This window comes from Corynebacterium sp. HMSC075D04, from assembly GCF_001815635.1.
Taxonomy (GTDB): domain Bacteria; phylum Actinomycetota; class Actinomycetes; order Mycobacteriales; family Mycobacteriaceae; genus Corynebacterium; species Corynebacterium coyleae.
Window position 1 is genome coordinate 1 of the sequence record NZ_KV821373.1, and the last position, 11,280, is coordinate 11,280.

Sequence of the window (11,280 nt, forward strand, 5' to 3'; positions counted from 1 at the left end):
CATCGTCTGGTTCCACAAACACAGAGCTAGACGACCAGGGAAAACGACTGTCCAGGATTGCGGGAACCCAAAACTACGAGGCATAACAGTGCGATACCAAGGACGGTGAGTCTCGCTGCCTAATATGAACGTATGAATCGGGATGCTTTAGAGCCCATTTCGGAGTTGCCTCGTGGCGAGTTCGCCTTTCCAGGCCCGCTCCGTGACGCTCTTGTCAACGCCATCCTGGACGGCACGAAAACTGCGACAGCATCCTTGCTGGCTGAATACCCCAACGACTATCAGCCGCATGAGGAAGTGGGTGCCCTCGAGGCCGTCCTTGACTCACATGACAACGTGGTGTGCGTCATCCGCACGACTGAGGTTCAGATTTACCGGTTGGCGGACGTGAGCGACGAGCATGCCATCGCCGAGGGGGAGGGCTACGCCGACGCAAACGAATGGCGCATTGGGCATGAGCAGTATTGGCGCTCGCCAGAGTTTGTGGAGTACATCGGGGAGCTTGATATCGACGACAACACCCAGGTGGTGTGCCAACGCTTTACCGTTGATGAGCGGTACCCGATCAGGGCATTGGAGCCGTGGCGCGGCTGAGGCCACACAGCCCGAACCAACGCCGGCTTTCCCAGCTAGGAAAGCCGGTACACCTCGTAGTCGCCGGGGACGCCCGCTCCGGGAACATACGCAAGTCCGAGCCTCAAAGCTAGGCCAATCGATGCCTCATTCACAGGGTCGATGATGGCGATGACGGGAAGCGCTCGCGGACGCTGGCAATCGCGGCAGCCGCGGCTTCTTTGGCGTAGCCCTGGCCTTGCGATTCTGGTGCGAAACGGTAGTAGAGGTTCAGGACTTCTTCGCCGGCTTCCTCGCTGTGCCGTACCCCGGTAAAGCCGATGGTCGCGCCGTCGAGGGTGCGTACCGTGTAGTAGCCCAACTGCTGCTCAGCCCAATTGTTCTGCCACGAGCGCGCAAGCTCGACAGCCTCATCGCGGGTCTTCATTGTCAGCTCGGGGCGGTGCTCGTACGTGCGGGGATCTGAGTGGATGGCAAAGATGGCGTCGATATCCGCATCTGTCGGCACCGACAACTCAAGCCGCGGGGTGCGCAGGGCAAACGCATCAGGCATGGTGAGTCCTTTCCTGCCGCTTGTTCCACAGGCGCCACAGCGAGAACGCTCCCGCAGCGCCCAATACTGGCAGGGCGGACAGGCGCACGGCGCGGCGAACGGAGCGGTAGTCGCGGACGGCCCAGCCTTGGGCTTTTGCGTGGCGACGCAGCGCGCGGTCCGGATTGACGGCAACGGGGGAGCCGACCATCTCAAGCATGGGGAGGTCGTTGATGCTGTCGGAGTAGGCGGTGCACTGCTTCAGGTCGAGTTGCTGCAGCGCGGCCAGCGCGGCCACGGCGTGCTTCTTGCCGGGGCCGTGGAGGATGTCGCCGACGAGTCGGCCGGTGAACTTGCCGTCCTCTTCTTCCGCGACGGTGCCCAAAGCGCCGGTGAACCCGAGGGTCTCCGCCAGGGCCTGGCCGATCTGGACCGGGGTGGCGGAGACGAGCCAGACTTGCTGGCCGGCGGCGATGTGCATGGAGGCCAGTTCGATGACGTCCGAGTAGGACTTGTTCAGCATCTGCTTGTCGACGATCTCCTGGCAGGCCTCCTTGAGCTCGTCGACACGTTTGCCTTTGACCACGGCAAGGGCCTGCTCGCGACCTTCGGCGATGTCGTCGGCGTTTTCGGATCCGGAGACACGGAAGCGGATCTGCTTCCACAGGGCCGGGGCGAGTTCGCGCAAGGTGATGAAGCGTTTCTTGAACAGGCCTTGGGCGAGCAGGATTAGCGACGAGCCCTGGATGAGGGTGTTGTCGATGTCGAAGAATGCCGCCGCCTCGAGGTCCTGGGGAATTTCGGGGTCCGGCTGGGTGATTTTTTGGCGGCCCGCGGTTTTGAAGGCGCCGCCGACAGAGTCGACGCCGAGGGCGAAGTCTTGAATGTTGATGCCAAAGGTTTCTTCGACGGCGGCTGCTGCGGCGGCTTGGCCGGCGGTGCGCTGGGCGTCGTCGTCAAGCGGGGGCAGTGCAAGGTCCTCAAGGAAGCGGCGGAGGTTTCCTTGAGAGACTGACCATTGTGCAAGGAATTCCCGCTGTTCTGACATGGCAATCGTGACTCTTTCGGTGGCGGTGTTAGCGTGAGCAATCGTACAACGGCGAGCGCCGCAGACACGATGTAGAGGAGTTCGGATGAAGACGGTGGAGTTGATGGTGCGGTCCACGTGCGGTTCGTGCGAGCGGGTGGCGGCGCAGATTGCTCCGGTGGTGGAGAAGTGTGGCGCGGAGCTAGTGCTTGTCGACGTCGACCTGGACCCCGACAACGCTGCCGAATACGGCGATCGCGTGCCGGTTGTCGTGATTGACGGCGAGGAGTTTGCCTGCTGGGAAGTGGACAACGCAGACCTTGAGGCGGCGCTCCTCGCGTAAGGGGCTATCCTTTAGTTTGATTTCCAACGCGGACTGGAGGGTTTTGTGAGTGTTCTTGTCGTGGGGATGTCGCATAGGTCTGCACCTGTGTCCCTACTAGAACGTCTCAGCATGGATACGGAGCTGCAGGAGGGGACGTCCGCGGCTCTTGTTGAGCGGCCTTCGCTGTCCGAGGCGATGATTATCTCCACCTGCAACCGTCTCGAGGTGTACGCGGTGGCCAACGCGTTCCACGCTGGTGTGGAGGACGTGTTGACGGTGCTGACGAAGGTGTCTGGGGTGGGCATCGAGGAGCTGCGTCGCTACCTGTACGTGCGGTACGCGGATGCTGCTGCGGAGCACATGTTTACTGTGGCGTCGGGGTTGGATTCGATGGTTGTGGGGGAGCAGCAGATCATCGGCCAGGTGCGTACGGCGTATGTGGATGCGGCGGAGCGTGGCACGGTGGGGCCGAATCTGCATTCGTTGGCGCAGATGGCGCTGCATACCGGCAAGCGTGTGCACACTGAGACCACTATCGACGACTCGGGCGCGTCCATGGTTACCGCCGCCTTGGATGAGGCGATGGGGCTGATGAGGATTGAAGACTTTAAGGGGAAGAAAGCTCTGGTGTTGGGGGCTGGCGCGATGAGTTCGCTGGCGGCGACGCACCTGGGCAAGCGCGGCATTGACGGGTTGGTGATTGCCAACCGCACGCGCGACCGCGCCGAGCGCCTTGCTGGACATTCCCGCGAGGCGGGCGTGCCGGCGGAGGTTGTGGATTTTGAAGACCGCTCGCACGCGATGGGTGGGGTGGACATTGTGGTGTCCGCGACGGCGGCTGACGGCTTCACCATTACGCCGGAGGACATTGCGGGTCCGGTGATGCTGGCGGACCTGTCGTTGCCGCGCGATATCGACGACGCGGTCACTGACATCGACGGGGTGCACCTGGTCAACATCGAGTATCTGCACGAGCAGATGCGTAACACGGCCAACGAGGATTCCCGTGCGTTGCGCGAGGCAGAGGCGATTATCGACGAGGAAGTGAAACTGTTTTCCTCCGAGCAGCGGGTGCGTGGGGTGGCCCCGGCGGTGACGAGGCTTCGCAGAAATGCTGCGGAGATCTCTGGCCAGGAGCTGCAGAAGCTTCGCACCCGGCTTCCGGAGATGGGCGAGGAAGATTTTGAGCAGGTTGAGCGCACGGTCCGTAGGGTCGTGGACAAGCTGCTGCACGCGCCGACGGTGAAGATTAAGGAACTTGCGGCGGCGCAGGAGACAGTGAGTGTGGAAGAGGTAGTGACCGAACTGTTCGGGCTGGATCAGCCGGCGGTGTCGGTGGAGGCGCAGCGTCTCCCGCTGCCTGAGGAACTGCGCGGTAAGGAGAAGTAAATGTTGAAGATTGGTACTCGTGGTTCGCACTTGGCGACGACACAGGCGGGCCATGTCCGCGACGACCTTGGCGCGGTTGGCCACCCGGCTGAGTTGAAGATCGTGGTCACCCCGGGCGACCTGTCGCAGGCGCCGGTGGAGCGAATTGGCGTCGGTGTGTTCACTTCCGCGCTGCGCGACGCGCTGTTTAATGGCGAGGTGGATGTTGCGGTCCACTCGTTTAAGGACTTGCCCACGGCGTACGAGCCGCGTTCCTATCTCATCGTGCCCAAGCGTGAGGACAACCGCGAGGCGCTCATCGCCCGCGATGGGCTGACGCTGGCGGAGCTGCCGGAAGGTGCCCGCGTGGGCACATCGGCACCTCGTCGTATTTCCCAGCTGCGCGCGATGCGTCCGGACCTGGACATTCGTCCGTTGCGTGGCAACATTGAGCGCCGCATGGGCTACGTCGAATCTGGCGAGTTGGACGCGATCATGCTCGCGTACGCAGGCTTGGTGCGCGGTGGCTACGGCGACCGGGCGACCCAGATCTTCGACCCGCACGAGTTCATCCCAGCGCCCGCCCAGGGTGCACTTGCGGTCGAGTGCCGTGTCGACGATGCGGCTGGCCGCGAAGCAATCGCGAAACTTATCGACGACACCGCAACCGCCGAGGCCCGCGCCGAGCGCACCGTACTTGCCGTACTCGAGGCCGGCTGCACCGCGCCGGTGGCGGCAACCGCGCGTGCGACGGAGAACGGCATCGAGCTGCGTGCCGGTGTGTTTGCGCTGGATGGGTCCCGTTCCCTCGTGGAAGATGTCCAGGGTACGGACCCGGAGGAGATCGGTCGACGCGCTGCTGAGGCGTTGCTTGAACGCGGTGCCGCCGACGTTATGAAGTAGCGGTGGTTTTGTTCTGGGGCATATCCCTTTTATGGTGTAAATACCATACGTTCACACCCCTCCGCGCAACGGGTCGCTTAAGTGGATCCGTCTGCGTGGGGGATGTTATTTGTGCCTAGAAGAGATTCCTCTATGACATTGCCCTCTCACACCCCCCAGCCGGGGAAGGTGATCTTCGTGGGTGCCGGACCGGGCAACCCTGAACTGCTCACGGTCCGTGCCCGCGAGGTGATGGAAGCTAACGCTATCGCACTCGTCGATCCGGAAGTGTCGGCGGGGGTCCGAAACTTCGTTGGTTCAGCATTGCCAGTGCCGCAGGCCAAGCTCGATGAGGCGAAAGCTGTCTACGAGCAGATGTGCGCCGACGCGAAAGCAGCGGGTGCGCGCCGTAAACCGCCGAAGCCGGAAGACCCAACCGCGGCGGAAATTTCTGAGCATGAGCTGGCAGGTGAGGGCATTGTGCCGAAGCTGCGCGAGGCGCTCGACGCGGCAGCGAAGTCCATCGAGGACGGCGAGGCAGGCGACGGTGACGTGATCCGTCTGGTCGCCGGCAACCCGCTGACCCGTGATGCTGTGATGGAGGAGATCTCCGCCGTTGCAGACGCTGGCCTGGAGTTCCACGTGGTGCCGGGCATGTCCTTGCCGTCGACGGTGCCGTCCTTCGCTGGCATTGCGTTGGGTTCGACCTACACCGAGGCTGACCTGACCAACGGTCCGGTGGACTGGGATCAGTTGGCGTCTGCGCCGCAACCGTTGGTGTTCCAGGCCACCCAGGAGCACCTCGCGGAGATGGCAGAAGCGCTTATGGAGCGCGGTTTCCAAGGCGCCACTCCGGTGACGATTACGACGAACGGAACGACGCGTCTGCAGCGCACGTTTGATGCCACGTTGCAGACGGTGGGCAAGTTGGATGCGGATCTGTCGGGTGCGCTCGTCGTTACGCTTGGCACTGTTGCGGACGACCGCTCGAAGTACTCCTGGTGGGAAAACCGGCCGTTGTATGGCTGGCGCGTGCTTGTGCCGCGCGCCAAGGAACAGGCTGGCCCGATGAACGCCCGCCTGACGCAGTACGGGGCGATCCCGCAGTCGGTGCCGACGATTTCGCTTGAGCCGCCGCGCAACCCGGCACAGATGGACCGCGCGATCAAGGGCATTGTGGAGGGACGCTACCGCTGGGTGCTGTTTACCTCTGTTAATGCCGTTGATGCGGTGTGGGACAAGTTCGAGGAGCTTGGCCTGGACGCCCGCTCGTTTGCCGGCGTGCACCTGGGTGCGGTGGGGCAGAAGACCGCTGATGCGCTGCGTGCCCGTGGCATGTACCCGGAGCTGATCCCGCACCGTACAAAGCAGAACGCTGCTGGTCTGGCGGAGATCTTCCCGGAGTATGTCGAGGATATCGACCCGGTTGGCCGTGTGCTGCTGCCGCGCGCGGACCTGGGCTCCGACGTCCTGGTCGATGGCCTGGAGGCCAAGGGGTGGGAGGTCGACGACGTTGTCGCCTACCGCACCGTGCGTGCTGCTCCGCCACCACCGGAGACGCGCGACATGATCAAGACCGGCGGGTTCGACGCCGTGTGCTTCACCTCCCCGTCGACGGTGAAGAACCTTGTGGGTATTGCCGGCAAGCCGCACGCGCGCACCATCATCGCCTGCATTGGCCCGGTGACGGAGGCGGAAGCCCGCGAGCAGGGCTTGCGTGTGGACGTCGTCCCGGAGGTCGCCGATATCCCGTCGCTCATTGACGCCTTGGCAGAGCACGTTGCTGGTCTGCGTGCGGCTGGGCAGTTGCCGCCTCCGCGCAAGAAGCGCCGGAAGTCGGCAGCGAGCAACTAGCACGGCTGGGGTCGTGTCGGGTGACGTTCTAAGATGTGGCGCATGGCAGATTTTGAGCTCACCCGACGACCACGGCGCTTGCGGCAGAACCCCGCATTGCGCACCCTGACGGCGGAGACGAGGCTGCACCCGGCCGACTTCATCCTCCCGCTGTTTATCGCAGACGGCCTTGATGCGCCGCGCGAGATTGCCTCCATGCCGGGGGTGTACCAGCACACCGAGGATTCCCTGAAGGCAATTTGCCACGAGGCGCTTGAAGCTGGTGTGCGGGCGATCGACCTGTTTGGTGTGCCGCTTGAAGCGGATAAGGACGCCACAGGCTCCATCGGTGTCGCGGAAGATGGCATTTTGAACCGCGGGATCAAGGCGCTTCGCGACGAATTCGGCGACGACCTGGTCATCATCTCCGATACGTGCCTTGATGAGTTCACCGATCACGGCCACTGTGGTGTGCTGCGTACCGATGCACACGGCAACGAGATCGTGGACAACGACAAGACGGTTGAAATCTACTGCGACCTCGCCCTGTCCCAGGCGCGCGCTGGCGCACACATGGTCAGCCCGTCCGGCATGATGGACGGCCAGATCGGCGAGATCCGTAAGGCACTCGACCGCGAGGGCTTTGAGGACGTCATCATCATGGCGTACTCCGCGAAGTATGCCTCCAAGTTCTTTGGTCCGTTCCGCGATGCTGTCGGCTCGTCGCTGAAGGGCGATCGCCGCACCTACCAACAGGATCCCGCAAACGTGCGTGAATCCCTTCTGGAGACCGAACTGGACATCGCCGAAGGCGCAGACATTGTCATGGTCAAGCCGGCCTTGCCGTACCTTGACGTGCTGGCCAAGGTGGCAGAAATGTCACCAGTGCCGGTGGCGGCCTACCAGGTCTCCGGCGAGTACGCGATGCTCAAGGCAGCAGGCGTGAACGGTTGGATCGACTTCGAAGAGACCATGATGGAGTCGCTGGTATCCATTAAACGCGCTGGTGCGGACCAGATTCTGACCTACTACGCCATCGAAGCAGCAAAGCAGCTCAATGGTTAGCCTCCCGCCACTCAACCCGAAGAGCCCCAGCCACGTCGACGCCAGCGCCGTGGACAAGAAGACGCCGGGCGGCCCGCCGGAGGCCGTGCAGTTGATGCTGCGGTGCTGGGCAGTGATGATCGCAGGCGAGTTAATCCACCAGATTCTCTCCGTCGTATTCGCGTTCGTCGACCCGTCCGCGCTGCGGGACGCCGCCAAGCAACAAGCTAAGCAGCGTGGCGAGGAAATCTCGGACGGCCTAATCAACATGGGCGTCTACGGATCCCTGATCCTCATGACACTCATCCAGTTGGGTGTGCTGCTGTTGTTCGTGTTCGCGCTGCGCGCCGTGCGGAACAAAAGCTCCCAGGCTGGCAACGCGTACCGGCTGCTGCAGATCTTCGGGGTGTTCTTCGCCCTCCGCATGATCACGCTGTTCATGATGCAGCCCGCCTCCACCGCCATACCGGTGGTGTTCTACGGCATCGACGGTGTCGTCCAAATCATTCTGGGTGTGGCCGGCATTCTGGGCATCATCTACTCCACGGACAAAGACGCCGTGAACTGGGTAGCGCCCAAGAAGGATGCGTCGAAGAAAGACGCGTCCAAGACAGAGAAGGAACAGTAGGTCCCCAATGGCAGGCATGTTCCCCACGATGGTCTCAGACCCGAATGACAAGAACCGTAGGTACAGCGGCGAGGCCACCGAGCAGTGGCCCCGACCGCTACGTACCGCCTACTACCTGGTGGTTGCCAGTGCGGTGTTGATGATCGTCATCGGGCTGATGACCCTGGTCAAGGGCGTGCCTGACCGGCTGCCGGATACCTGGATGATCGAAGGTGCCGACGAAGCATTGATCGAACGTTTCCGGTTCAATCTACGCATCTTGGCGTGGGGCAACATCGCCTTGGCCATCCTGCTGTCGATGAGTGCGGCCTACTTCCATAAAGGGTCGAAGACTGCGCGAAGGATTGCAGCCGCAGGCATTGGGGCAACTGTGTTCCTCAACGTTGCCGGCTTCTTCATCGGCGTGGCTGGCTGGGCCTCCATCGTGGTGGTTGTCCTGCTTGTCGCAGCCCTGTTTGGGATGTTCCGGCCGGCGGCGAATGTGTTCGTCGATACGCGAAGTGGCGACCTGTGGAGGGGAGTTGCGTAAGTGAGCAACCACGAACACCTGGACAATTGCATCGAGGAAGCCCGCCACGCCGCACGCCAAGCAGGCATTGACCCGGGCACTGCGACGTGGGATCTGGACGGGGAACTTGTCCGCCCCAACGCCTCCTACGCCTTCGAGCTGGAGGGCATTGAGGACGGGCCCCAACTGACCGACATCGCCGAAGCACTTGAGGCGCTGCCAGGTGTGTCGGCGCGCTTGGTGTACCCGACGAAGATGGCGTGGGTCACCGCACCGGCAAGTACGCCGCTTGTGGAGCTCACCGACACCATCGAACGCTTCGGCGTCACCGCAACCGTGACCGACTCGACCCTGCAGCGTCGCGCACACGGCCGCTACTGGCAGGAACACCCGATGCCGCGCCGGGCGAAGCATCGTCGTAACGAAGAGGCGAACCTGATCGCCCGTGCGCAAGGGTTTGTGCGTCCGGTGTCGCGGCGCTCCCGGCGTGAAGGCGACGTGCTGTTTACCGCCCGCGACCTAGTCACACCGACGCGCCTTGTGGTGGCGGTGCTGCTGACCATCCCGGTGCTGCTACTCACCTACATCCCGTCGCTGGACTTCCCGGGCTGGCAGTGGGTGTGCTTCGCGCTGGCCACCCCGGTGGCGCTGTGGTGCGCATCCCCGTTCCACCGCGCCATGGCAGGCGGCGTGCGTCGCGGTATTTCGGCGCTAGACGGTGCCAGTTCGATCGCCATCCTGGCCTCCTATGTGTGGTCGTTTGCCATGCTGCTGTTTACCAGCGTCGGCGACATCGGCTACACCACCACCGGCAGCTGGATGCCACTGCGCATGTCAGACAGCCCCGAGCTGTATTTCGAAGTGTCCTGCACCGTGACCACGCTGCTGCTATTCGGCAGGTACTTCTCCATGCAGGTGCGCACCGATCTGCGCGAGGAACTCGAATCCCGCAGGCCCGGCACCGAGGACGTCTACAACGTGGATCACCGCGACAAACGCGGCACACCCAGCCCCGAAGAGTTGCCTGCAACAGAGATCAGGCGTGGCGACGACGTCACGCTCACCGCAGGCCACATCATCCCAGTCGATGGGGAAGTGGTTGGTGGTTCCGGCCGGATTGGTGGGGAGCTCGTCGATACGCACCGCGACGAAGTCCTCAAAGTCGGCTCGATTGTCACCGCCGGCTCGGTGCTCACCTCGGGCGAGATCAAAGTCCGCGCCGCGCGCGTCGGCCACACCACACTGCTTGCGGCGGTGCAGCGCTGGCTTGACGACGCCTCACGTCACCAAAACGCAGCCACCATGGTCTCGACTCGCTCCGCGGGCCTGCTGATCCCAACCGCCTATGTCATCGCGGTGCTCAACTTCGGACTCTGGCTGCTGTTTAACGGCAACATCAACACGGCCGCTGCGACGTCGCTGGCCATCCTGGTCGTCGTCGCACCCGTGAGTTTGGCCATTTCACCTGCACTCGCCATGCGCCAAGGCCTCGACTCCGCCGTGCGCCACGGCATGCTTGTGCGCGACGGCAACGCGCTTCGCACCCTGGCCGACACCGACATGGTCGTCTTCAACCGTGTGGGCACCCTGGTCAAACCGGAAATGCATGTGGAAACCGTCACCGCAGTACGTGGCGAAAGCACTGAACTGGTGCTGCGCATCGCCGGCGTCCTGTCTGCCGACTCGGACCACCCGGCCTCCAAAGCAATCGTGAAAGCAGCACGAGGAGCACGCGACGCCCGCTCCGGCGACCCACGCATCCCAGACTGGATCGAAGCCAACGGTGACACCTTCTCACCCGACGGCGAGTTCGGTGGACCAATTACCGCAACGTGGGGCACTGGTGAAAACGCACGCTCCGAAACGTTTGCGGCATCGCTGTGGCGCCCGACGAACCTGTCGCAACTCCACGGCAAACTCTCCGTCGCCGCCACGACTGGCGGCACACCCGTCGTCGTGCGGTGGGGTGGACGTGACCGCGGCGTGATCACGCTGTACGACCCCGCTAAAGACGACGCCATCCAGGCCATCGACCGCCTGGAATCCATGGGCGTGGAAACCGTCATGCTCACCCGCGACACCTACCCGGTGGCGCGCCGGTTCGCTGACTTCCTCGGCATCTCCCAAGTGCTTGCCGGCATTCACGGACTGGACAAACCCCATGCTGTGCGTGCACTGCACACACAAGGTTCCAACGTTGCCATGGTTGGCGACGCCTCCGTCCTGCCCACCCTGCGCGTCGCCGACTCCGGCATCCTCTTCGCCGAAGACGACCTCGCCGGCACCAAAGAGCCACGCTGGAGCGACGACGCCGAAGTCGTTCTCATCCGCGAAGACGTCATGTCCGTGCCCCAACTCATCGAGCACGCCCAACGCGTTAAACGCATCGCCAACAGCAACCTCGCCTTCGCCGTTGCGTATAACGCCACCGCAGTCGTCCTCGCCGCAGCTGGAGCGCTGCCACCCGTCGGTGCGACACTGCTCATGCTGGGCAGCTCCCTGTTCATCGAGGCGAAGTCGCGCCGGGCACGCCGGTTCAAGATCTAGGCTTTTCGCAGGT

11 protein-coding genes are annotated in these 11,280 nt (G+C 63.2%); 9 read left to right on the forward strand and 2 right to left on the reverse strand.

The features are described 5' to 3' along the window. The first annotated feature begins 132 nt into the window (after nt 1–132). On the forward strand, nt 133–594 hold the full coding sequence (locus HMPREF3048_RS11400) for an ASCH domain-containing protein (RefSeq protein WP_070772412.1): 462 nt from the start codon (nt 133–135) through the stop codon (nt 592–594). A 130-nt stretch (nt 595–724) separates the two neighbouring features. Here the strand turns inward: HMPREF3048_RS11400 and HMPREF3048_RS11405 are convergent, their stop codons facing one another. Beyond that, nucleotides 725–1,126 carry a GNAT family N-acetyltransferase gene (locus HMPREF3048_RS11405; RefSeq protein ID WP_246818905.1) on the reverse strand — a complete coding sequence of 134 codons (402 nt, stop codon included), beginning with the start codon at nt 1,124–1,126 and terminating at the stop codon, nt 725–727. Continuing rightward, a complete protein-coding gene (locus HMPREF3048_RS11410; protein WP_070421702.1) occupies nt 1,119–2,153 on the reverse strand; it encodes an HAD family hydrolase in 1,035 nt (344 codons plus the stop codon). Before HMPREF3048_RS11410 ends, HMPREF3048_RS11405 begins: the two co-directional genes overlap by 8 nt. Nucleotides 2,154–2,238: 85 nt before the next feature. Between HMPREF3048_RS11410 and HMPREF3048_RS11415 the strand changes: the two genes are divergently transcribed. The 8 genes from HMPREF3048_RS11415 to HMPREF3048_RS11450 all read left to right on the forward strand — a co-directional run bounded on the left by HMPREF3048_RS11415 (nt 2,239) and on the right by HMPREF3048_RS11450 (nt 11,267). Continuing rightward, on the forward strand, nt 2,239–2,475 hold the full coding sequence (locus tag HMPREF3048_RS11415) for a glutaredoxin family protein (protein ID WP_070772414.1): 237 nt from the start codon (nt 2,239–2,241) through the stop codon (nt 2,473–2,475). A 45-nt stretch (nt 2,476–2,520) separates the two neighbouring features. Beyond that, complete coding sequence (locus tag HMPREF3048_RS11420; RefSeq protein ID WP_083316884.1) at nt 2,521–3,846, forward strand: glutamyl-tRNA reductase; 1,326 nt, start codon at nt 2,521–2,523, stop codon at nt 3,844–3,846. After that, entirely contained in the window at nt 3,847–4,728 is an 882-nt protein-coding gene (hemC, locus tag HMPREF3048_RS11425) for a hydroxymethylbilane synthase (RefSeq protein WP_070449667.1), read from the forward strand. It begins immediately after the preceding gene. A 132-nt stretch (nt 4,729–4,860) separates the two neighbouring features. After that, entirely contained in the window at nt 4,861–6,561 is a 1,701-nt protein-coding gene (locus tag HMPREF3048_RS11430; protein WP_070614464.1) for a bifunctional uroporphyrinogen-III C-methyltransferase/uroporphyrinogen-III synthase, read from the forward strand. 42 nt (nt 6,562–6,603) lie between these two features. After that, on the forward strand, nt 6,604–7,605 hold the full coding sequence (gene hemB / locus HMPREF3048_RS11435) for a porphobilinogen synthase (RefSeq protein WP_371325692.1): 1,002 nt from the start codon (nt 6,604–6,606) through the stop codon (nt 7,603–7,605). Next, nucleotides 7,598–8,212, forward strand: coding sequence for a hypothetical protein (locus HMPREF3048_RS11440; protein ID WP_070772423.1), 615 nt, complete (start codon nt 7,598–7,600; stop codon nt 8,210–8,212). Before hemB ends, HMPREF3048_RS11440 begins: the two co-directional genes overlap by 8 nt. A 7-nt stretch (nt 8,213–8,219) precedes the next feature. Then, on the forward strand, nt 8,220–8,741 hold the full coding sequence (locus HMPREF3048_RS11445) for a hypothetical protein (protein WP_070614466.1): 522 nt from the start codon (nt 8,220–8,222) through the stop codon (nt 8,739–8,741). Further along, the gene (locus tag HMPREF3048_RS11450) at nt 8,742–11,267 is read left to right on the forward strand and encodes a heavy metal translocating P-type ATPase (RefSeq protein ID WP_070772430.1); all 2,526 of its coding nucleotides are present in this window, start codon (nt 8,742–8,744) and stop codon (nt 11,265–11,267) included. It abuts the gene before it with no gap. Nucleotides 11,268–11,280: the final 13 nt, after the last annotated feature.

Coding starts and splice junctions, on each gene's coding strand:
- hemC (WP_070449667.1), top strand. CDS start 3,847: ATGTTGAAGATTGGTACTCGTGGTTCGCACTTGGCGACGACACAGGCG.
- HMPREF3048_RS11405 (WP_246818905.1), bottom strand. CDS start 1,126: ATGCCTGATGCGTTTGCCCTGCGCACCCCGCGGCTTGAGTTGTCGGTG.
- HMPREF3048_RS11400 (WP_070772412.1), top strand. CDS start 133: ATGAATCGGGATGCTTTAGAGCCCATTTCGGAGTTGCCTCGTGGCGAG.
- hemB (WP_371325692.1), top strand. CDS start 6,604: ATGGCAGATTTTGAGCTCACCCGACGACCACGGCGCTTGCGGCAGAAC.
- HMPREF3048_RS11440 (WP_070772423.1), top strand. CDS start 7,598: ATGGTTAGCCTCCCGCCACTCAACCCGAAGAGCCCCAGCCACGTCGAC.
- HMPREF3048_RS11410 (WP_070421702.1), bottom strand. CDS start 2,153: ATGTCAGAACAGCGGGAATTCCTTGCACAATGGTCAGTCTCTCAAGGA.
- HMPREF3048_RS11430 (WP_070614464.1), top strand. CDS start 4,861: ATGACATTGCCCTCTCACACCCCCCAGCCGGGGAAGGTGATCTTCGTG.
- HMPREF3048_RS11445 (WP_070614466.1), top strand. CDS start 8,220: ATGGCAGGCATGTTCCCCACGATGGTCTCAGACCCGAATGACAAGAAC.
- HMPREF3048_RS11415 (WP_070772414.1), top strand. CDS start 2,239: ATGAAGACGGTGGAGTTGATGGTGCGGTCCACGTGCGGTTCGTGCGAG.